Genomic DNA, 21218 nt, shown 5'->3' with positions numbered 1-21218 from the left:
GCCGGGGCGTCACCGACCGCTCGACGGGCGCAGCACGCTCTCGAGGGCCTCCAGCACGGAGGCGTCCTCGATCGTCGAGGGCACGGTGTAGTCCTCGCCGTCGGCCATCTGCCGCATGGTCTTGCGCAGGATCTTCCCGGAGCGGGTCTTGGGGAGCCCTTCCACCACGGCCACGTCCTTGAAGTCCGCCACCGCCCCGATCTGCCGGCGCACGAGCGCCACGAGCTCCTCCCGGAGCTGCTCCGGCGGGACGTCGGCGCCGGTCTTGAGCACCACGTACCCGGACGGCCGCTGGCCCTTCAGCGGGTCCCCCACCCCGATCACGGCGCACTCGGCCACCGCCAGGTGGGAGGCGAGGACCTGCTCCATGGCCCCGGTCGACAGGCGGTGCCCGGAGACGTTGATGACGTCGTCGGTGCGCCCCATGACGTAGACGTAGCCGTCCTCGTCCACGTGGCCGGAGTCGCCCGTGGCGTAGTAGCCGGGGAACGCGCTGAGGTAGGAGTCCACGAACCGCTGGTCGTCGCCCCACAGCGTGGGGAGCGTGCCCGGCGGCAACGGGAGGCGCAGGGCGATGTTGCCCTCCTCGCCGGTCTCCACCGGCCGGCCCAGCGGGTCCAGGATCTCCACCCGGTAACCCGGCACCGGCACGGACGGCGAGCCGGCCTTCAGGGGCAGCCGCTCGATCCCGAAGGGGTTGGCGCAGATGGCCCACCCCGTCTCCGTCTGCCACCAGTGGTCGACGACCGGGACGCCCAGCACCCGGGCGGCCCAGTGGTACGTCTCCGGGTCGAGCCGCTCCCCCGCCACGAACAGGGCCCGCAGGGAGCCGATGTCGTGCCGGCGCACCAGCTCTCCCTCGGGATCCGCCCGGCGGATGGCCCGCAGGGCCGTGGGCGCCGTGAACAGCACCTTGACGCCGTGGTCCTCGACGCGCTGCCAGAACGCCCCGGCGTCCGGGGTGCCCACGGGCTTTCCCTCGTAGAGCACGGTCGTGGCGCCGGCCAGGAGCGGGCCGTAGACGATGTAGGAGTGGCCCACCACCCAGCCGACGTCGGACGCGGTCCACATCACCTCGCCGGGGCCGACGTCGTAGATGTGGCGCATGGACCACGTCAGGGCCACGGCGTGCCCGCCGTTGTCGCGGACCACGCCCTTGGGGGTCCCGGTGGTCCCGGAGGTGTACAGAACGTAGAGCGGGTCGGTGGCCGCGACCGGGACGGGCGCCGCGGGCTCGGCGCCCTCGACGGCCTCCGCCCAGTCGAGCCACTCGACGGCCGGCTGCCCGCCGGCCCCGGCCCGGCCCCGGGCGTCCTCGAGCGTCGTCTCGAACCCCGGGCGCTCGTGCACCAGCACCGCCCCGGGGGCGTGCTCGGCGATCCGCAGGGCCTCCTCGATGGCCGGGATGTACTCGATCCGCCGCTTCGGCTCCACCCCGCCGGTCGTGGTCACCACCACGACCGGCCGGGAGTCGTCGATGCGGGAGGCGAGCTCCTTCGGGGCGAACCCGCCGAAGACCACCGAGTGCACCGCGCCCAGCCGGGCGCAGGCGAGCATCGCCACGACGGCCTGCGGGATCATCGGCAGGTAGACGAGCACCCGGTCGCCCTTGCCCACCCCCCGGGCGGCGAGCGCCCCGGCGAACAGGGCGACGTCGTCCCGCAGGCGCGCGTAGCTGAACCTCTCCTGGACCCCCAGCACGGCGGAGTCGTAGACGAGCGCGGTGCGCTCGCCGTGGCCGGCCTCCACGTGCCGGTCGAGGGCGTTGTAGGAGGTGTTGAGCTCGCCGTCGGGGAACCATCGGTAGAGCGGGGCGGCGGTGTCGTCGAGGGCGGTGGTGGGCTCGCGCACCCAGTCCACGGCGCGGGCGGCGTCGAGCCAGAACCCCACCGGGTCCTGCACGCTGCGGCGGTAGACCTCCGCGTAGCCCTCGGCCGGCGGCGGTGTTCGGTGGTCGGTGCTCATGGGTCCCTCCCAGGTGTTGCGGTCCTGCCGGACACCCTAGTGGTGCAGGTCACACACGACAAGACCTCTGTATACACAGATGCACGATCAAGCCGAGCGGGACCAAATCCCTCGTCATCTGCACCGAACTGTGTATACAATGCTCGTGCATTGTGATGCCTGTCACCCAGAGTCCGCGGCGCACTCCCTGTCGCGGGCGACAAGAGCGAGGAGGGAGCCGTGCGAGCCAGCGACCGCGCCTACGAGGCCCTGCGCGAGGACATCGTCGAGTGGCGGCTGCTCCCGGGCCAGGTGCTCGGCGAGGTCGAGCAGTCGGAGCGCTTCGGCATCTCGCGCACGCCGATCCGCGAGGCCCTCAGCCGGCTCACCGCCGACGGTCTCGCGGAGGCGCACCGGGGCCGCGGCGTCGTGGTCTCCCAGGTCTCCCTCGAGGACGTCCGAGCCCTGTTCGAGCTGCGGGAGGCCCTCGACTGCCGGGCGGCCCGGCTGGCCGCCCGGCGCCGCGACCCCGTCGCGTTCCAGGAGCTGGCCGCCGAGCTCGAGGCGGTCGTGGCCCAGCTCCACGGGCCGGGCATCGACCGGGCCGGGTACTACGACCTCGTGGAGCGCATGGACCGGGCCATCGACGAGGCCACGGCCAATCCGTACCTCACCGCGGCCCAGCGCTCCCTGCGCCTGCACCTGGCCCGGGTGCGCAAGCTCTCCCGCACCAACCCCGACCGGCTCGCGCGCGCCGCCGCCGAGCACGCCCAGATCGCCCGCGCCGTCGCGGAGGGCTCCGAGGAGCTCGCCGAGGCGGCGACCCGTGTGCACCTGGCCAACTCGCTGCAGGCCGTCCTAACCACCCCTGTCCGGGAGTGGGTCCAGCCCGCTCCCCCGCTCGAGGCCGCCGGCTGAGCGCGGACACCCCTTCGACCGCTGCCGGCGGTCGTCCGTCTCCACGAGAGGAACTCCCATGACCGTTCTCCATTCCGTGCGCGTCCACCCGTCCAAGGACAACCTGCCCCGCGAGGAGCAGCTGGCCTGGAAGATGGCCGAGGTCGCCGCGGACCCGGTCGAGGTCACGCCCGAGGTGACGGAGATGGTGATCAACCGGGTCCTGGACAACGCCTCGGTGGCGATCGCCTCGCTCAACCGGGCACCGATCGTCTCCGCCCGGGACCAGGCCCTGGCCCATGTGCCGACCCCGGGCGGCACGGGCTCGGGCCTCTACGGCGTGGACACCGCCACGCGCAAGGTCTCCCCCGAGTGGGCGGCGTGGGCCAACGGCGTGGCCGTGCGCGAGCTCGACTACCACGACACGTTCCTGGCCGCCGAGTACTCCCACCCCGGCGACAACATCCCGCCGATCCTGGCCGTGGCCCAGCACGTGGGGGCCACCGGCCACGACCTGGTCCGCGGCATCGCCACCGGCTACGAGCTGCAGGTGGACCTCGTGAAGGCCATCTGCTTGCACGCCCACAAGATCGACCACGTCGCCCACCTCGGCCCGTCCGCGGCGGCCGGAATCGGCACCCTGCTCGGCCTTCCCGTGAAGACGGTCTTCCACGCCATCGGCCAGGGCCTGCACACCACCACCGCGACCCGCCAGTCCCGCAAGGGCGAGATCTCCACCTGGAAGGCCCACGCCCCGGCCTTCGCCGGGAAGATGGCCGTGGAGGCCGTGGACCGCGCGATGCGCGGGCAGACCTCCCCCACCCCCATCTACGAGGGCGAGGACGGGGTCATCGCCTGGCTGCTGGACGGCCCCGGCGCCGCCTACGAGGTGCCGCTGCCGGCCCCGGGCGAGGCCAAGGCCGCGATCCTGGACACCTACACCAAGGAGCACTCGGCGGAGTACCAGGCGCAGGCCTGGATCGACCTGGCCCGCAAGCTGCACCGCGAGCGCCCCGAGCTGGCCGACCCGGCCCGGATCGAGCGCATCGTGCTGCACACCTCCCACCACACCCACTACGTGATCGGCTCCGGGGCCAACGACCCGCAGAAGTACGACCCGACGGCCACCCGGGAGACCCTCGACCACTCGATCCCCTACATCTTCACCGTCGCGCTCCAAGACGGGCACTGGGACCACGTGGACTCCTACGCCCCCGAGCGCGCCGGCCGGCCCGACACCGTGGCCCTGTGGAACAAGGTCACCACGGCCGAGGACGCCGAGTGGACCCGCCGCTACCACTCCCTGGACCCGGCCGAGAAGGCCTTCGGCGGACGGGCCGAGATCACCCTGACCGACGGCTCCACCGTGGTCGAGGAGATCGCCGTGGCCGACGCCCACCCGCTGGGCGCCCGCCCGTTCGCCCGCGAGCAGTACGTCACCAAGCTGCGCACCCTCGCCGCCGGGATCGTCGCCGACGACGAGCTGGAGCGCTTCATCGCCGCCGCCGAGAACCTCCCGGCCCTGGGCGCCGGCGAGCTCGACGCCCTCAACGTCACCGCCTCCGTCGACCTGCGCACCGGCACGAAGGGAATCTTCTAGAGCCATGCTGTTCTCCACCACCACCCCCGAGGCCAAGCGGATCGCCCTGCGCGAGATGCTGGCCGGCCCCCGCACCGTCCGCTTCCCCGGCGCCTACACCCCGCTGTCCACGAAACTGATCCAGGAGCAGGGCTTCGACGGCGTCTACATCTCCGGGGCCGTGCTCGCCAACGAGCTGGGCTTCCCCGACATCGGGCTCACCGCCCTGTCCGAGGTGGCTGCCCGGGCCGGGCAGATCGCCCGGGTGACCGACCTGCCGTGCCTCGTGGACGCCGACACCGGTTTCGGCGAGCCCATGAACGTGGCCCGCACCGTCCAGGAGCTCGAGAACGCCGGCCTGGCCGGGTGCCACATCGAGGACCAGTTCAACCCCAAGCGCTGCGGCCACCTGGATGGCAAGAACGTCGTGGACCTGGCCACCGCCGTCAAGCGGATCCGGGCCGCCGCCGAGGCCCGCAGGGACCCGAACTTCCTAATCATGGCCCGCACCGACATCCGCGGCGTCGAGGGCCTGGACGCCGCCACCGACCGGGCCCGGGCACTGGTGGACGCCGGAGCGGACGCGATCTTCCCCGAGGCGATGGCCGACCTCTCGGAGTTCGAGGCGATGCGGGCCGCGGTGGACGTGCCGATCCTGGCGAACATGACCGAGTTCGGGAAGTCGCAGCTGTTCACCGCCGACCAGCTCCAGGACGCCGGGGTGAACATGATCATCTACCCGGTGACCCTGATGCGCGCCGCCCTGGGCGCCATGGAGCGCGTGCTGGACACCCTCCGCACCGACGGCACCCAGGAGGCGGCCGTGCCGGAGATGCTCACTCGCGCCCGGCTCTACGAGCTGGTGGACTACAACGGGTACAACCAGTTCGACTCCGGGGTCTTCGACTTCGAGGTCCCCGGACTGCACCACTGACCGCACCCACCGCACCGACCACGTGAAGGAGACCACCATGACCGAGACCCAGAGCGAGGTCCACAAGGGACTGGCCGGCGTCGTCGCCGACTACACGGCCATCTCCAAGGTCAACCCGGACACCAACTCCCTGCTCTACCGCGGATATCCCGTCCAGGAGCTCGCGGCGAACTGCTCCTTCGAGCAGGTCGCCCTGTTGCTGTGGAACGGCGAGCTGCCCACGGACGAGGAGCTGGCGGAGTTCCGGGCCCGGGAGCGGGAGCACCGGGCGCTGACGCCCGAGCTCAAGGCGATCATTGACGCCCTGCCGACCACCTGCCACCCCATGGACGTCTGCCGCACCGCGGCCTCCGTCCTGGGCGCCCAGGACCCGCAGGCCGAGGACTCCACCCCTGCGGCGAACCTGGCCAAGGCGCAGAAGCTGTTCGCGGCGATGCCCGCCGTCGTCTGCTACGACCAGCGTCGCCGCCGCGGCCAGGACGTGGTGGAGCCGCGCGACGACCTCGACTACTCGGCGAACTTCCTGTGGATGGCCTTCGGCGAGGAGGCCGACCCCGAGGTCGTCGAGGCGTTCAACGTGTCGATGATCCTCTACGCCGAGCACTCCTTCAACGCCTCGACGTTCACGGCCCGGGTGGTGACCTCGACCCTGTCGGACCTGCACTCGGCGGTCACGGCCGCCATCGGCGCGCTCAAGGGGCCGCTGCACGGCGGGGCCAACGAGGCCGTCATGGAGACGTTCGTGGAGCTGGGCATCCGCAAGGAGGAGACCGAGGCCGAGGCCGAGGCCCGCGCCAAGGCCTGGATGGACGAGGCCCTGGCGGCGAAGAAGAAGGTCATGGGCTTCGGCCACCGCGTGTACAAGCACGGTGACTCGCGGGTGCCCACCATGAAGGCGGCCCTGGACACGATGGTCGCCCACTACGGCCGGGGCGAGCTGCTGGGCCTGTACAACGGGCTCGAGCGGTCCATGGACCAGGCGAAGGGCATCAAGCCGAACCTCGACTACCCGGCCGGTCCCACCTACTGGCTCATGGGCTTCGACATCCCCACGTTCACCCCGCTGTTCGTCGCCGCCCGGATCACCGGCTGGACCGCGCACGTCATGGAGCAGGTGGCCGCCAACTCCCTGATCCGCCCGCTGTCCGAGTACAACGGCCCGGACGAGCGGCACCTGTAGCGCGACGGGCCGGGGGCGGGTCCGCGGACCCGCCCCCGGCCCGTCCCTCCCCGCCGGCCTGCCCCCGTCCCGCGACCGTCCGGACGGGAGACGTCCGCGCGGGACGCGGCGGGCTCAGTAGGTGGGCGCCGCGGGCAGCCCCATGTAGTGCTCGAGCGTGGGGATGTCCTGGTCGACCATGCCGGAGGCCACGTGCACGCCGACGTAGCGCAGGTGCCACGGCTCGTAGGCGTAGCCGGTGGTCGCGGTCCGGCCGCGGGGATACCGCACGACGAAGCCGTGCTCGTGGGCGTGCTCGCGCGCCCACGCCCCGGCCGGGGTCCCCTCGAAGCAGCTCTGCAGACCGCACTCCCCGCTAGGGTCGCCGATGTCCATGACCAGCCCGGTCTGGTGCTCGCTGTGACCCGGCCTCGCCGAGATCAGGTCCGCCTGCGCCTGCCCGTAGCGCGCCACGTAGTCGCGGTAGAGGCCGGCCTGCGTGGCGTAGGAGCGGTAGCCGCTGACCGCGGTCAGGGGCGCCCCGTCCGCCGCCGCGGCCCGCTGCATCCGCCGGAACGCCGCGGCGGCGTCCGCTCGCAGGAGCTGCCCGCCCATGGACTCGAGGGGGCGCGGCACGTGATCGGCCGGGTCGAGGGGGCGGCGCTTGTTGACGACGACGTACACCGACGCGGCACGGTCGATCTCCCGGACCACCCGGGTCCCGGCGCCGCGGGTCCAGCTGACGGACCCGCGCTGGAAGGTCTGCCGGCAGCCGCCGCCCGTGCAGGACTCCGCCGAGACCGGATACCCCAGGGCGCCGTGCTCTGCGCCGTGGCGCAGCCAGGCCGCCCGGATGCCGCCGCCGGTGGGATGCGCCCCGCTCGGCCGCGACCACACCACGACCCCGCCCTCGAAGGCCTGGTGGCAGCCGGCGTCGCGCAGTCCGCACACCTCACGGCTCACGGGGTAGCCCAGCGGCCCCCGCTCGTGGTCCTGCGCGGCCCACGCCGCACGGATCGCACCCCACGTGGGACGGGCCCCGGTCCGCGGGGACCAGTGGATGGTCCCACGCTCGAACTTCTGGTAGCAGCCGCTCCGGACGAGCCCGCACCGCTCGGCCCCCAGGGCCCGGCCGAGCCGGCCGTCCGCTCCCCCGAGCCGCTGGTGCTCGGCCTGGATCGCCGTGGCCCCGAACGCCGGGGTGCCGAGCCCCGGGAGAGCCAGTCCCAGGGCGAACAGCAGGACGAGCAGCGTCCGGCCCGTCCGCCCGGTCCTGCGCGTGCCGGGCTGCGTGGTCTGCCGTGTGCTGTGCCGCGTGGTCTCGCGCATGACGTCCCCGTCCGTCCGCCGAGCGGAGCGCTCGGGCGTGCGTCCAGGCTAGGCCGCCGGCAGGCCTTCCCGATAGCACCGGCGCGTGTGTGACCCCTCCGGGACGCGCTGCCGGTGACCCGCCCCGGCTACCGGGCGCGGGGGTGGGCGGCGGCGTAGACCTCGCGCAGGGAGTCGACGGTCACCAGGGTGTAGACCTGGGTGGTGCTGACCGACGCGTGGCCGAGCAGCTCCTGGACGACCCGCAGGTCGGCGCCGCCCTCGAGGAGGTGGGTCGCGAAGGAGTGCCGCAGCGTGTGCGGGGTGATCCGGTCGCCCAGGCCCACCCGCTCCGCCGCGCTCTTCACCGTGGTCCACGCCGTCTGGCGGCTGATCCGCCCGCCCCGGGCGTTGAGGAACAGCGCGGGGGTGCCTCGTCCCCGGGCGGCGAGCGCGGGCCGGCCCCGCACGAGCCACTCGTCCACGGCGCGCACGGCCCACGAGCCCAGCGGCACCATCCGCTCCTTGCCGCCCTTGCCGAACAGCCGCACGAAGGGCATCCCCGCTCCGCTCTCCTCCGGTTCCCCGCTGCGGCGCACGGCCCGGGAGAGGTCGTCGACGTCGAGGCCGGTCGCCTCCGAGATCCGGGCGCCCGTCGAGTAGAGCAGCTCCAGCAGCGCCCGGTCGCGCAGCTGCTGGGGGGTGTCGGTGCCGGTCGACTCGAGCAGCGCGGTGACCTGCTCGACCGGGACGGCCTTGGGCAGGCGCATCCCGGGCGTGGGCGGCTGGACGGGGGCCGCGGGGTCCGTGCGCGTCATCCCCTCGAGGACCCAGAACCGGTGGGCGCCCCGGACCGCCACAAGGGTGCGGGCGGCGCTGCGGGTGCTCAGGGGCTCGCTGTCCAGCGACCCGGCGGACAGGTCCCGGAGGAAGTCGCGCACGTGACCGGTGGTGATGCCCTCCAGGGTGGTCACGGGCGGGTCCGTCCGCTCGCGGAGGTGCTCGGCGTAGCGGCGCAGGTCCCGGCGGTAGGCGGCCAGTGTGTTGGCGGCCAGGCCCCGTTCGACAGCCAGGTGCTGCAGATAGCGCTCCAGGGCGCGGTCGAACGCGTCGCCGGGGTGGTCACCGGACGGGGCGCCGGGCGAGGTCCCGGACGTCCCGTCGGTGGGGAGGCCGGTCACCGGAGGTCGGGGTGACCGGGCCACGGGGCGTCGGCCGGGCGCAGGGACCGGTAGCCCTCCGCCCGGGCGGCGTGGGCGGCGAGGACGCCGATCACCGCGGCGGGCGAGTTCAGCCGGCCCTCCAGCACCGCCCGCACCGCGCCGTCGAGCGGGACCCACGCCCCGTGGATCTCCGCCTCCTCGCCGTCCCGCTCGTGGAGCTCGTGGTCGGGGACGTCGCTGAGACCACGGGCCAGGAAGATCCGGTTGGCCTCCGAGGAGGAACCGGGGCTGTTGTGGAAGTCCACGAGCACGTCCCAGCGCTCGGCCCGCAGATCGGCCTCCTCCGCGAGCTCCCGCTGGGCCGCCACGGCGGGGTCCTCCCCCTCGACGTCGAGCAGGCCGGCGGGGATCTCCCACATGGTCATCCCGACCGGCCGGCGGTACTGGTTGATCAGGAACACTTCGTCGTGGTCGTTGAGCACGAGCACGGACACAGCGCCGGGGTGGGTGATGTAGTCGCGCCGCAGCGGGTCCTCCCCCCGGGCGAGCTCGAACTCGTCGCGCCGGACGTCCCAGATGAAGCCCTCGTAGACCGTCTCGGAGGACACCGTGCGGCGGTCGCTGAGCTGGTCGGAGAGCTCCTCGGGTGCGAGGTGGCGGATGTCCATGGGGTCCCTTTCGGAGCGGCCGCCGTCGCGGGGCGACGGGAGCGGCGGGCGGGGTGCGGGTGGGGAGACGGTGCAGGCGCCGGTCCTCGCGAGGACCGGCGCCTGCACCGGGACGCCCGTGCGGTGACGGGCGGGGGCTCAGCGGCCCTCGGCCTCACGGCGCTCGAGGGCCGCCTTGACGAGCCCGTCGAACAGCGGGTGCGGGCGGGTCGGGCGGGACATGAGCTCGGGGTGCGCCTGGGTGCCCACGTAGTACGGGTGCACGTCGGCGGGCAGCTCCACGAACTCCACGAGGGTGCCGCCCGGGGAGGTTCCGGAGATCACGAGCCCCGCCTCCTCGAGGCGCTCGCGGTATTCGTTGTTGACCTCGTAGCGGTGGCGGTGGCGCTCCTTGACCTCGGTGGAGCCGTAGGCGCCGGCCACGACGGACCCGGGCCGCAGCTGCGCGTCGTAGAGGCCGAGCCGCATGGTGCCGCCGAGGTCGCCGGCTCCCTCGACGAACTGCTTCTGCTCGTCCATGGTCGCCACGACCGGGTGGGCGGTCTCCGGCTCGAACTCGCTCGAGGAGGCCCCGGCCAGGCCGAGTTCCGAGCGGGCGAACTCGATGACCATGCACTGCAGGCCCAGGCACAGCCCGAGGGTCGGGATGCGGTGCTCCCGGGCGAAGCGCAGGGTGCCGAGCTTGCCCTCGATGCCGCGGATGCCGAAGCCCCCGGGGACGCAGATCGCGTCGACGTCGCCGAGCTCGCGCTGGGCGCCCTCCGGCGTCTCGCACAGGTCCGAGGCCACCCACTTGATCTTCACGCGGGCGTCGTTGGCGAAGCCGCCGGCCCGCAGGGCCTCGGAGACCGACAGGTAGGCGTCCGGCAGGTCGATGTACTTGCCGACCATGGCCACCGTGACGAAGTGGGAGGGCTCGTGCACGGCCTTGAGCAGCCGCTCCCACTGCGCCAGGTCCGCGTCCCGGTAGTCCAGCCCCAGGTAGTCGAGGATGTAGGTGTCGAGCCCCTGGGTGTGCAGGGTCCGGGGGATGTCGTAGATGCTCGGGGCGTCGGGGCAGGAGATCACGGCGTCGTGGTCGACGTCGCAGGCGTTGCCGATCTTGCGCAGCATCGTGTCGGGGACCTGCCGGTCGGAGCGCAGCACCAGTGCGTCCGGCTGGATGCCGAGCCCGCGCAGCGCCGCCACGGAGTGCTGTGTCGGCTTGGTCTTCAGCTCGCCCGAGGGCCCGATGTACGGGATCAGCGAGACGTGCAGGTAGAACACGTTGCGGCGGCCGACGTCCTGGCGGACCTGACGCGCGGCCTCGAGGAACGGCTGGGACTCGATGTCGCCGACCGTGCCGCCGATCTCGGTGATGATGATGTCCGGCTGGTCCTCGCCCTGCGCGCGGCGGCGCATGCGGTTCTTCAGCTCGTCGGTGATGTGGGGGATGACCTGGACGGTGTCCCCGAGGTACTCGCCGCGGCGCTCCTTGGCGATGACCGTGGAGTACACCTGTCCGGTGGTCACGTTCGCCGAGGCGTCGAGGTTCTCGTCGAGGAACCGCTCGTAGTGGCCGATGTCGAGGTCGGTCTCCGCCCCGTCGTCGGTCACGAAGACCTCGCCGTGCTGGAAGGGGTTCATGGTGCCCGGATCGACGTTGAGGTACGGATCCAACTTCTGCATCGTCACGGAGAGCCCGCGCGCCCGCAGCAGCATCCCGAGGGACGAGGCCGTCAGGCCCTTGCCGAGGGAGGAGGCCACGCCGCCCGTCACGAAGATCTGGCGGGTCACCTTGCCCGGTCGCTGGTTTTCGGTCTGCTGTGCGCCGGCCTCGTGGGCGGCTTCGTTTGCATTCACCACGGAATTCGACCCTATCATTCTTGTCCGCTCAGGACGTCGGTTGCGTGCTGGGGATCACCGGGCGGCGGCACCTCAGAGCACCGCGCCGCGGACGAGTTCCCGGGCGTGCTCACGGGCCGCCGCGGAGTCCTCGTGGCCGGCGAGCATGCGGGCGAGCTCCACCACGCGCTCCTCCGCGTCGAGCACGCGCACGTCGCTGACCGTGGCGTCCGTGCTCTTGGTGACGAGGATGTGCTGGTCGGCGAACGCCGCGACCTGCGGCAGGTGCGTGACCACGAGGACCTGGACGTGCTGGGCGAGCATCTTCAGCCGGCGGCCGATCTCCACGGCGGCCTTGCCGCCCACGCCCGAGTCCACCTCGTCGAAGACGAAGGTGGGCACGGGGTCCACGGCGGCGAGGACCACCTCGATGGCGAGCATGAGGCGGGACAGCTCGCCGCCGGAGGCGCCCTTGCCGAGGGGCCGGGGTGCGGCGGCGGCGTGCGGTCTGAGGAGGAACGAGATCTCGTCCCTCCCGTGGCCGGAGAACTCCTCGGTGGGCTCGACCTCGATGACGAGGGAGGCGTTGGGCATGGCCAGCGCCGTGAGCTCGGAGCTGACGGCCCCGGAGAGCCGGTGGGCGGCGTCCCGGCGCCGTTCGGTCATCCGCGCGGCCAGCTCGCTCAGCTCGGCGTGCAGCTGCTCGAGCCGCGCCCGGAGCTCCTGCTCCCGCGCGGGGTCGTCGGTGAGCTCGTCGAGGCGCGCCCGCGAGCGCCCCGCCCAGTCGAGGACCTCGTCCACGGTGGCGCCGTACTTGCGGGTCAGGGACTTGAGCTTGGCCCGCCGGGACTCCACCTCGGCCAGGCGGGCGGGGCCCTCGTCGTCGAGCCCCGAGGCGTAGCCCGAGAGGTCCGCGGCGATGTCGTTGACGAGCACGGCCAGCTCGGCGACCCGCCCCGACAGCTCCTCGAGATCACGGTCGGAGCCGGCCTCCTGCTCCAGGGCCCGGTGCGCCGCCGCCACGAGGGCGGTCGCGTCCGGGGTGTCGGCGTCGGCGAACTCCCCGCCGCTGAGAGCGGCGTGGGCCGTGAGGGCGGCGGCGCGCAGCTGCTCGAGGTTGGTCAGCTTCTGGCTCTCCTGGTCGAGGCGCTCGTCCTCGCCGGGCTGGGGGTCCACCGCGTCGATCTCCTCGAGGGCGCCCTGCAGGCTCTGCGCCTCGAGGGCACGTTCGCGGCCGTGCTCGGTGACCTCGCGCAGGGTCTGCTGCACGGAGCGGTACTCGGCGAGGCGCTCCCGGTAGCGGCGCAGCTCGGCGGCCAGCTCCTCCCCCGCGTACTGGTCCAGGGCGTGGCGCTGGGCGGCCGGGGACCTCAGCCGCAGCTGGTCGGACTGGCCGTGCACCGCGACCAGGGTCTGGCCCACCGCGGAGAGGGTGCCCACGGGAGCGGAGCGGCCACCGACGTGGGCGCGGCTGCGCCCCTCCGCGGTCACCGTCCGCGCGACGGTGACGAGGGCCTCCTCGGCGTCCCCGACGGCCTCGACGTCGACCGCGCCGCCGGCGTCCTCGACGAGGACCGCGGCGGGATGGCCGGCCGGCACCCGCACGACGGCCTCGGCGACGGCCTTGGGCGCCCCGGAGCGCACGGCGCCGGCGTCGGAGCGGTTGCCCAGCAGCATCCCGAGGGCGGTCACCACCATGGTCTTGCCCGCGCCGGTCTCACCGGAGAGGATGCTCAGCCCCGGGCCGAGGGGCAGCACGGCGTCGGTGATGACCCCGAGGTCGTGGATGCGGATCTCCTCGATCATTCAGCCGGCCTCCCCGGACTCGTCGCGGGTGCAGTGGGCGCCGGGGCGTCCGGCTCGTGCGGCATCTCGTGCCCGACGGTGGACTTCTGCTGCTCCTGTGCCTCGTCGCCGCGGACGGTGGGCAGGGCCGTGGTCCGCGCCGCGGCCGCCTCGTGCGGGGGCACCGGCCCCCGCCAGCCGCTCGTGGGCAGCTCGAACTTCCGCACGAGCCGCTCCGAGAAGGGGGTGAGGTGCATCCGCGCGAGGTTGACCGCCTTCGGGGAGCGCACCACCTCGATCCGGGAGCCCGGCGGCAGCTCGGTGGTCCGGCGGCCGTCGCACCACAGCACGCCGCGGGCGTCGGTGCGGGTGAGGACCTCGACGGCCATCATGGAGTTCGGGGAGATGACCAGGGGCCGGGAGAACAGGGCGTGGGCGCTGAGGGGCACCATGAGCAGCGCCTCGACCTCGGGCCAGACCACGGGCCCGCCCGCGGAGAACGCGTAGGCGGTGGAGCCGGTCGGGGTGGCGAGGACCACGCCGTCGCACCCGAAGGTGCTCAGCGGCCGGCGGTCCACCTCGATGACCACCTCGACCATCTTCTCGCGGTCGCCCTTCTCCACCGAGGCCTCGTTCAGCGCCCAGGTGTGCAGGACCTTCTTCTCGCCCTGCCACACGGTGACGTCGATCGTCATGCGCTGCTCCACCGTGTAGCGCCCGTCCACGATGGCCTCCACGGACTCGCGCAGGTCGGAGCGCTCGCTCTCGGCGAGGAAGCCCACGTGGCCCAGGTTGACCCCGAGCAGCGGGGTGTCCACGCTGCGCACCAGTTCGGCGGCGCGCAAAATGGACCCGTCCCCGCCGAGCACCATGACGAGCTCGATCTCCCGCAGGGAGACGTCCTCCTCGATGACCTCCACGGGCGCGAGCGGCTCCGCGTCTTCCTGGAGCGCCTCGAGGTCCGCCCGCGAGATCACCGGCACCAGGCCGGCCTCGTGCAGCTGGAGACAGGAGTCGCGGGCGGCGTCCTTGGCCTCTTGCCGGCCCATGTGGGCCATGACCAGGATCTTTCTGCTCACCGGGTCCTCCCGTTCTCGACTGCTCGGTGCGCGCGGGCGTCGTCAGGACCGGGACCGGCCCGTGGCGCACGCCGTGCCCGCGGACCGGGCACCGCTCACCACCCTACGCGAGGGCGGGGACAGTCAGGACGGCTGGTCCCGGCGGCACCACAGGAAGAACTCGTGGTTGCCGTCCTGCCCCGGCAGCGGGCTGCGCTCCCGGCCCCGGACCGACAGTCCGTGGGTCCGGGCAGCGGCGGCCACGGCCTCGACGGCCCGGGCCCGCTCCTGCTCGCTCGTGACCACCCCCGTGCGCGCGAGGCGTTCGGCGCCGACCTCGAACTGCGGCTTGACCATGAGCACGAGGTCACCGCCCGGCACCGTGGCCGCCGCCAGCGGCTCCAGGACCAGGGTGAGCGAGATGAAGGACAGGTCGCAGACCGTGAGCTCCGCCGGGCCGCCGATGTCCTCGGGGCGCATCCAGCGCACGTTCATGCCCTCCAGCACCCGGACCCGGGGGTCTGCCCGGAGCGAGGGGTCGAGCTGGTCGTGGCCCACGTCCACGGCGACCACCTCCCGGGCGCCCCGCCGCAGCAGCACGTCGGTGAACCCGCCCGTCGAGGCGCCGGCGTCGAGGCACCGCTTGCCCGCCACGTCGATGTCCGGGAAGGCCGCGAGCGCTCCGGCGAGCTTGTGCCCGGCCCGGCTGACGTAGTCCGGGACGTCCGCGGGCCGGACCTCCAGCAGGTCCTCGGGGCCGACCCGGACGGAGGGCTTGGTCACGGGGCGGCCGTTCACGAGGACCCGGCCCTCGCCGATCCACCGGGCGGCGATCGTGCGGGAGCGGGCCAGCGCCCGCGCGGTCAGCTCCTGGTCGAGACGGGAGCTCACCGGTGCGCCGCCTCCTCCTGTCCGGTGCCGGGTCGCGGCGCGAGGCCGGCGGGGACCGTGCCGGGCTCGGCGTCGAGCTCGGCGACGAGTGCCGCGTGCAGCTCGTCGTAGCGGCCGGGGTGCTCCGCGACGGGCAGCGCCTCCAGCTCACCGGCACGGTCCAGCACGGCGTCCACCCGGGCGTGACCGGTCGGGCGCAGGGCTGGGCCGTCGTCCCCGGCCGCGCGCTGCGCCCCGGCGCCCCCGGTCACTCGCCCGCCTCCCACTCGGGGTCCGGAACCACGGGGACGTCGGTGTCGGGGTGCGCCGCCCACCAGGCCGCGCACGCGGCCCGCCAGGCGTCGAGGTCGTCCTGGGCGCCGCGGATCCGCAGCCGCGTGCCGTCGGTCTCGGCCTCCGCCGCCCCGCAGCGCGCGGAGTGCGCTCCGGCCGAGGACGAGACCTCGACGTCGGGGTACGGCTCGAAGAGCGCGTGCAGGGTCCCGACGACGTGGTCCGGGCGCTCCGCGGTGCACGCGGCGAGGATCGTGTACACGGTGTCCACCCCGGTGAGGACCGCGATCGTCGCGAAGCCGGCGGCGATGCCGCCCCGGATGTCGGTGTCCAGCCGGTCCCCCAGCACCACGGGCCGGGCGCTGCCCGCCCGCTCGGCGGCGGTGCGGAAGATGGGGGCCTCCGGCTTGCCGGCCACGACCGGCGGCCGCGCCGTCGTGGCCGCCACGGCGGCCACGAGCGTGCCGTTGCCGGGCGCCAGACCGCGGGCCTGCGGGATGGTGCGGTCGGTGTTGGTGGCGACCCACAGCACGTCCGGGTCGGCCAGCGTGTAAGCGGCCTCGGCCAGCTCGGCCCAGCCCAGGCCGGGGTCGAAGCCCTGGATCACGGCGCGGGGCTCGTCGGACTGGGCGCGGACCGGGACCAGCCCGGCCTCCGCGACGACGTCGGCCAGGGCCTGGGAGCCGGTGACGAGCACCGCGGTGCCGGCCGGGACCCGCTGCGCCAGGAGCTCGGCTCCCGCCTGCGCGGCGCTCACCACGCCGTCCGGGCCCGTGGGCACGCCCAGCTCTGTCAGGTGCTCGGCGACCGTCGCGACGGAGCGCGAGGCGTTGTTCGTCACGAACACCACGGGCACGCCGTCCGCGGAGATCCGGCGGAGGACCTCCGGTGCGCCGGGGATGGCGTGCGGGCCGGCGTAGACGACGCCGTCCAGATCGCTCAGGACGGCGTCGTACCGGTCGAGCAGCCGCTCAGCCACGCTGCGGGCCGCCGTCCGTGCCGTCGCTCGCCTCGTCACTCGCGTCGTCGCCGCCGAGGTCCGTGAGATCCGCGTCGTCGTCCGGGTCGAGATCGGCCTCGGAGCCGCCCTCGAAGTCGTCGTCCGGGTCCAGGTCGTGCTCCGAGCCCTCCGCCTCGTCGTCCGGCTCCAGGTCCGGTTCCTCCTCGGTGCCCTCGTCGAGCACGTCCTCGGTCTCGTCGTCCGCCCCGCCGTCGGGGTCGAGGCCCGGATCGTCGCCGGCGACCTCGGCCGCGTCCGGGACCGGTGCGTCCGCCGGGTCCGAGGTCGGGTCCTGGGCCGTCTCCTCGGCGTCGGCCAGGACGACGCCGCCGGCCGGCACCTGCTCGGTCTCCTCCTCGTCGTCGAAGTCGACGATCTCCGGCTCGGCGAACTGCCCCGTCCCGAGGGCGGCCTCGGCCACCACGGCCTGCCGGTCCCAGGTCAGGGCCTCGCGGTCCCTCCCTACGCCCCGCAGGGCCTCGGCGTAGGCACGGAACAGCCGGGGGCTGTACGGGAAGCCCCGGTTCCTGTCCAGCTGCGGGATGCTCAGCGCGTCCACCGCACCCTGGGCGTCTCCCTGGTCCCGGCGCATGCCGGCCAGGACGATGGCCAGCTCCACCTTCTCGCTGGGCTCGAGCGACTGCACGGCCTCGGACGTCGCGAGCTCCACGGCCTTGTCCAGGCGTCCGAGGGCCCGCTCGCAGTCGACCATCAGGGGCAGGTGGATGTCGGCTCCGGTCATCCGGCGGAACGTGCGCAGCTCCTTGAGCGCCAGTGCGTAGTCACCCGCCTCGTACGCCGCGACGCCGGTCGCCTCCCGCACCGCGGCGATGCGGCCGCCGCGCCGTCCCGCGGCCTGTGCGTGCTCGAGCGCGAGCTCGGGGACGTCGAGCAGGTAGCGCCCGGCCATGACCAGGTGCTTGGCGACGGCCTCGGCGTTGCGCGGCTCGAGCGCCCCCAGCTGGGCACGGGTCGGCTTGTCGAGCTCGCGACCCGTGATGTCCTCGTCCACCTCGGGTGCCCGGTGACGGTGGGTCGAGACGTCGTCCCGGTCGTCACGCCGGCTCCGGTAGCCCTCGTCGCGGTCCGGGAATCCGCCGCGGCGGTCACCGCGCGGGGCGTACCCACCACGACGCTCGTCCTGGCGGTCATCGCGACGGCCGCGGTAGCCCTCGCCCTCACGGCGCGGCCCCCGCTCACCCGGCCGGTCGTCCCGCCGGTCACCGCGCGGGGCGTACCCACCACGACGCTCGTCCTGGCGGTCATCGCGACGGCCGCGGTAGCCCTCGCCCTCACGGCGCGGCCCCCGCTCACCCGGCCGGTCGTCCCGCCGGTCACCGCGCGGGGCGTACCCACCACGACGCTCGTCCTGGCGGTCATCGCGACGGCCTCCTCGCGGGGCGTACCCGCCGCGGCGGTCGTCCTGGCGGTCGTCCTGGCGGTCGTCCTGGCGGTCATCGCGACGGCCGCGGTAGCCCTCGCCCTCACGGCGCGGCCCCCGCTCACCCGGCCGGTCGTCCCGCCGGTCACCGCGCGGGGCGTACCCACCACGACGCTCGTCCTGGCGGTCATCGCGACGGCCTCCTCGCGGGGCGTACCCACCACGACGGTCCTCCTGGCGATCATCGCGACGGTCACCGCGCGGGGCGTACCCACCACGACGCTCGTCCTGCCGATCGTCGCGGCGACCCTCGCCCTCACGGCGCGGCCCCCGCTCACCCGGCCGGTCGTCCCGCCGGTCACCGCGCGGCGCGTACCCGCCACTGCGGTCGTCCCGACGGTCGCGGCCGGGCCGGTCGGCGGCTCCGCGGTCCTCGGAGTTGCGTCCGCGCGCCTCGCCGTCGCGAGCCGGACCGCGCCGCCCCTCGTCGAAACGGCGTCGGGGCTGAGCGCCGGACCGGTCGCCCTCGCGCCCGGCTCCTCCGCCGGACCGGCGGTCGCCGGAATGTCCGTTCCGACGCTCGTCCCGGGACCCGTGCTGGAAAGACTCGGACACGTACCGCTCCTCTGTGCCGACGCGGTGCCGGTCGGCTCTCGTGGATGTCGGCGGTGGCCGGAGAACGGTCCGCCATGATGATCGTTCCCATTGTATAAGCAGGTCCGACGACCCTCTGTCCCGATTCGTCCCCGGCCGGCCCCTCGTCGGATGATGGGCTCATGTCCAAAAAACCCCTCACGTCCCACCTCCTGGTGCGCGTGCTGCTCGGCATCGTCCTGGGCGTCGCCTGCGGTCTGTTCTTCCCCGAACCGCTCGCCCGGGTCTTCCTGACGTTCAACGGCCTCTTCAGCGCTTTCCTCGGCTTCATCGTCCCGCTGCTGATCGTCGGTCTCGTCACCCCGGCCATCGGCGACCTCGGCAGAGGGGCCGGCAAGTGGCTCGGCGTGACCGCCGCCATCGCGTACGCCTCCACCGTCCTCTCCGGTCTGCTGGCCTTCGCCGTCGCCCGCGCCGGATACCCGTGGCTGCTGGACGGGGAGCGCGACGTCGACGCCCTGGCCAACCCGGAGGAGAGCGCCCTCGCCGGCTTCTTCACGCTCGAGATGGAACCCGTGCTCGGCGTCATGACAGCGCTCCTCCTGGCCTTCTGCCTGGGGGTGGGCATCACCCTCATATCGGGTGACACCCTCCACCGGAGCATGGACGACCTGCGTCGGATCATCATGCGCATCGTGGAGCTGGTCATCATCCCGCTGCTGCCCCTCTACATCTTCGGGATGTTCATGGGCCTCACCATGAACGGACAGATCCTGGTGGTCGTCGCCACCTTCTCGAAGGTGGTGCTCGTCGCCCTGGCCCTGTCCGTCGTGCTCCTCGTCGCCCAGTACGTCGTCGCGGGGATCTACGTGGGCCGCAACCCCGCGACCCTGCTGAAGAACATGCTTCCGGCCTACGCCACAGCGCTGGGCACGTCGTCCTCCGCCGCGACCATCCCGGTCACCCTGAGGTGCGCGGAGGCCAACGGCGTCCGCCCGTCCGTGGCAGGCTTCGTGATCCCGTTGAGCGCAACGATCCACCTCTCCGGGTCCACCCTGAAGATCGTGCTGTTCTCGACGGCTGTCATGACCATCACCGGCACCCCGATCGACGATGTGGCCTACGTGGGCTTCATCCTCATGCTGGGGATCACGATGGTCGCCGCCCCGGGCGTTCCCGGCGGGGCGATCATGGCCGCCGTGGGTCTGCTCCAGGGCATGCTCGGCTTCGACGAGACCGCGGTGGCGCTGATGATCGCCACGTACATCGCCATCGACTCCTTCGGCACCGCGACGAACGTGACCGGGGACGGCGCCATCGCCGTGGTCATGAACAAGCTCATCGGCCGGCGCACCATGGCCGGATCCGCGCAGGAGATCCCGGCGAAGCTGACACTGTCGGACGCACAGACCGCTCGGTAGTCGTCCGGCTCCTTCCACGGCGGGGCGGAGGTCGGAAGCGTCCGCCCGGACGCTCCCGCACGACCGGATGCCGCGGGCCGCTCTCGAAGCTCCGCCTTGACCCGAGGTCCGGCGCCGGAGCCATAATCGGGCGGGGCACCCGTGCGGTGCCCCGCCGAGGAGCCGAGGGACGGCGCCGCCGGAGCAGAGGAGTCCTTCCATGACGAAGTACCTGATCTCGTTCCCGAGTGAGGCCATGGTGGTCCCCGAGCAGGATTTCGAGTCGGTGGTGGAGGCCTCGCACGCCGTCATCGAGGAGGCCAAGGCGGCGGGCGTGTACGTCTTCGGCGGCGGGATCGACGAGGACGTGGACCCGGTGCTCGTGGCCGCCGACGGCACCGTCACCGAGGGCACGCATCCGCGCCACGAGGCGACCAACGGCGGCTACACCGTTCTCGAGCTGCCCTCGCGGGAGGCGGCACTCGAGTGGGCCGCGACGTTCGCCGCCGCCTGCCGCTGCCCGCAGGAACTCCGGCAGTTCGGGTACGACCCGGCCAGTTGACGAGGACAGTCCCGGGGCCCTGGGCACGCGGCCTTCCCCGGCCGTGGGCCGAGCGGCCCGTGGGATATCAGGGACGAAGCATCCAGTGGAGCTCGGTGACCATGTCGGCAGGGTCGTCCCCCGGCCGCGGCTCGGTCACGTAGACCTCCCACATGCGGTCGCCGAGGGCGAGGCCCTGCCCCCCCGCCCACTCCGCCAGATGCTGCCAGGATCGTCCGAGGTCGTCGTAGTTGCCGCGGTGCACGGACGTCGCCACGCGAGAGGCAGGCAGCCGGCCCGCCACCACTGCGCCCTTCGGGGAGACCTCTTCCTGCACCGGGAAACCCACCTCCAGGTGCACCGTCTCCGCCGGGACCCCGTGGTAGACGGCCATCGGAGGACCCGTCGGCTCGAACGCCCCGTCGGCCATCGCCTGTCCCAGTTCGCCGAAGGCGCGGTCGAAGAACTCCCGCAGCTCGCCCATGGCCACCGTCCCCGTCACCACCGCCGTGGGCTGCTCGTCCTGCTCCATCACCTTCGGGGTCTCGGACTCATCGTCGGTCGCATCCATGCCCGCATTATGCGCCGAGAGCCGTTCCCGCGCTTCTGTGACGGACAGCGGTCGGTCCGTGGAGCGGGGGCCGTACCGCGGGTCCGGCTCACTCCGCCGGCGGCAGTGGGGCCCTGGGACGCGGACAGGCCCTCACCGTGCGATGAGGGCCTGTGCCGTAGAGCTCGCGCCGGCAATGGGTGTTAAATGCGGGGAGCCCCCGCACGGTGTGCGGGGGCTCGACCCTGGTGGTGTGGTCCGGCGGTGTC

At 73.4% G+C, this 21218-nt stretch carries 19 protein-coding genes; 7 read left to right on the top strand and 12 right to left on the bottom strand.

All coding sequences use genetic code 11. The annotated features are described in order from the left end of the window. Nucleotides 1-9 precede the first annotated feature (9 nt). The gene (locus tag RF647_RS07130; RefSeq protein ID WP_368811148.1) at nucleotides 10-1965 is read right to left on the bottom strand and encodes an AMP-binding protein; all 1956 of its coding nucleotides are present in this window, start codon (nucleotides 1963-1965) and stop codon (nucleotides 10-12) included. 219 nt (nucleotides 1966-2184) lie between these two features. Here RF647_RS07130 and RF647_RS07125 point away from each other — a divergent pair, with 219 nt between their 5' ends. From RF647_RS07125 to RF647_RS07110, 4 genes are read left to right on the top strand one after another with little or no spacing between them, the layout of a single operon-like run. Beyond that, nucleotides 2185-2862 carry a GntR family transcriptional regulator gene (locus RF647_RS07125; RefSeq protein WP_368811147.1) on the top strand — a complete coding sequence of 226 codons (678 nt, stop codon included), beginning with the start codon at nucleotides 2185-2187 and terminating at the stop codon, nucleotides 2860-2862. 58 nt (nucleotides 2863-2920) lie between these two features. Beyond that, entirely contained in the window at nucleotides 2921-4441 is a 1521-nt protein-coding gene (locus RF647_RS07120) for an MmgE/PrpD family protein (RefSeq protein WP_368811146.1), read from the top strand. Between the two features lie 4 nt (nucleotides 4442-4445). Next, nucleotides 4446-5354, top strand: coding sequence for a methylisocitrate lyase (gene prpB, locus RF647_RS07115; RefSeq protein WP_368811145.1), 909 nt, complete (start codon nucleotides 4446-4448; stop codon nucleotides 5352-5354). A gap of 37 nt (nucleotides 5355-5391) precedes the next feature. Further along, nucleotides 5392-6534, top strand: a complete 1143-nt coding sequence (locus tag RF647_RS07110) for a bifunctional 2-methylcitrate synthase/citrate synthase (protein WP_368811144.1) — start codon at nucleotides 5392-5394, stop codon at nucleotides 6532-6534. Nucleotides 6535-6648: 114 nt separating this feature from the next. On the opposite strand, the gene RF647_RS07105 is transcribed toward RF647_RS07110, so the two are convergent. The 10 genes from RF647_RS07105 to RF647_RS07060 all read right to left on the bottom strand — a co-directional run bounded on the left by RF647_RS07105 (nucleotide 6649) and on the right by RF647_RS07060 (nucleotide 17495). Continuing rightward, nucleotides 6649-7842 carry a D-alanyl-D-alanine carboxypeptidase family protein gene (locus RF647_RS07105; RefSeq protein ID WP_368811143.1) on the bottom strand — a complete coding sequence of 398 codons (1194 nt, stop codon included), beginning with the start codon at nucleotides 7840-7842 and terminating at the stop codon, nucleotides 6649-6651. Between the two features lie 128 nt (nucleotides 7843-7970). Next, nucleotides 7971-8915 carry a site-specific tyrosine recombinase XerD gene (locus tag RF647_RS07100; RefSeq protein ID WP_368811395.1) on the bottom strand — a complete coding sequence of 315 codons (945 nt, stop codon included), beginning with the start codon at nucleotides 8913-8915 and terminating at the stop codon, nucleotides 7971-7973. 83 nt (nucleotides 8916-8998) lie between these two features. After that, a complete protein-coding gene (locus tag RF647_RS07095) occupies nucleotides 8999-9652 on the bottom strand; it encodes an NUDIX domain-containing protein (protein WP_368811142.1) in 654 nt (217 codons plus the stop codon). A gap of 138 nt (nucleotides 9653-9790) precedes the next feature. Beyond that, on the bottom strand, nucleotides 9791-11515 hold the full coding sequence (locus tag RF647_RS07090) for a CTP synthase (RefSeq protein WP_368811141.1): 1725 nt from the start codon (nucleotides 11513-11515) through the stop codon (nucleotides 9791-9793). Nucleotides 11516-11569: 54 nt separating this feature from the next. Continuing rightward, nucleotides 11570-13282, bottom strand: a complete 1713-nt coding sequence (recN, locus tag RF647_RS07085) for a DNA repair protein RecN (RefSeq protein WP_035924075.1) — start codon at nucleotides 13280-13282, stop codon at nucleotides 11570-11572. Continuing rightward, nucleotides 13279-14340: an NAD kinase gene (locus tag RF647_RS07080; protein ID WP_368811140.1), complete on the bottom strand. Its 1062-nt coding sequence runs from the start codon at nucleotides 14338-14340 to the stop codon at nucleotides 13279-13281. Before RF647_RS07080 ends, recN begins: the two co-directional genes overlap by 4 nt. Nucleotides 14341-14463: 123 nt before the next feature. Beyond that, nucleotides 14464-15210 carry a TlyA family RNA methyltransferase gene (locus RF647_RS07075; RefSeq protein ID WP_368811139.1) on the bottom strand — a complete coding sequence of 249 codons (747 nt, stop codon included), beginning with the start codon at nucleotides 15208-15210 and terminating at the stop codon, nucleotides 14464-14466. Beyond that, on the bottom strand, nucleotides 15207-15461 hold the full coding sequence (locus RF647_RS07070; RefSeq protein ID WP_368811138.1) for a hypothetical protein: 255 nt from the start codon (nucleotides 15459-15461) through the stop codon (nucleotides 15207-15209). The genes RF647_RS07075 and RF647_RS07070 overlap by 4 nt, the downstream gene beginning before the upstream one ends. Continuing rightward, complete coding sequence (locus RF647_RS07065; RefSeq protein ID WP_368811137.1) at nucleotides 15458-16462, bottom strand: HAD-IIA family hydrolase; 1005 nt, start codon at nucleotides 16460-16462, stop codon at nucleotides 15458-15460. The genes RF647_RS07070 and RF647_RS07065 overlap by 4 nt, the downstream gene beginning before the upstream one ends. Continuing rightward, on the bottom strand, nucleotides 16455-17495 hold the full coding sequence (locus RF647_RS07060) for a hypothetical protein (RefSeq protein ID WP_368811136.1): 1041 nt from the start codon (nucleotides 17493-17495) through the stop codon (nucleotides 16455-16457). The genes RF647_RS07065 and RF647_RS07060 overlap by 8 nt, the downstream gene beginning before the upstream one ends. Before the next feature lie 12 nt (nucleotides 17496-17507). Here RF647_RS07060 and RF647_RS07055 point away from each other — a divergent pair, with 12 nt between their 5' ends. From RF647_RS07055 to RF647_RS07045, 3 genes are all read left to right on the top strand, one after another. Continuing rightward, nucleotides 17508-18557 (top strand): hypothetical protein, encoded by a 1050-nt coding sequence (locus RF647_RS07055; RefSeq protein WP_368811135.1) that lies wholly within the window; start codon nucleotides 17508-17510, stop codon nucleotides 18555-18557. A gap of 83 nt (nucleotides 18558-18640) precedes the next feature. Next, nucleotides 18641-19879, top strand: a complete 1239-nt coding sequence (locus RF647_RS07050) for a dicarboxylate/amino acid:cation symporter (protein WP_368811134.1) — start codon at nucleotides 18641-18643, stop codon at nucleotides 19877-19879. 199 nt (nucleotides 19880-20078) lie between these two features. Continuing rightward, nucleotides 20079-20420 (top strand): YciI family protein, encoded by a 342-nt coding sequence (locus RF647_RS07045; RefSeq protein ID WP_368811133.1) that lies wholly within the window; start codon nucleotides 20079-20081, stop codon nucleotides 20418-20420. 67 nt (nucleotides 20421-20487) lie between these two features. On the opposite strand, the gene RF647_RS07040 is transcribed toward RF647_RS07045, so the two are convergent. Beyond that, a complete protein-coding gene (locus RF647_RS07040; protein ID WP_368811132.1) occupies nucleotides 20488-20970 on the bottom strand; it encodes a GyrI-like domain-containing protein in 483 nt (160 codons plus the stop codon). Nucleotides 20971-21218 lie beyond the last annotated feature (248 nt).

Origin of the sequence: Kocuria sp. CPCC 205263 (assembly GCF_040981075.1) — a bacterium.
Lineage (GTDB): Bacteria > Actinomycetota > Actinomycetes > Actinomycetales > Micrococcaceae > Kocuria > Kocuria rosea.
The sequence above is the reverse complement of the archived record's forward strand: the minus strand, read 5'-3'. Positions and strand labels throughout refer to the sequence as shown.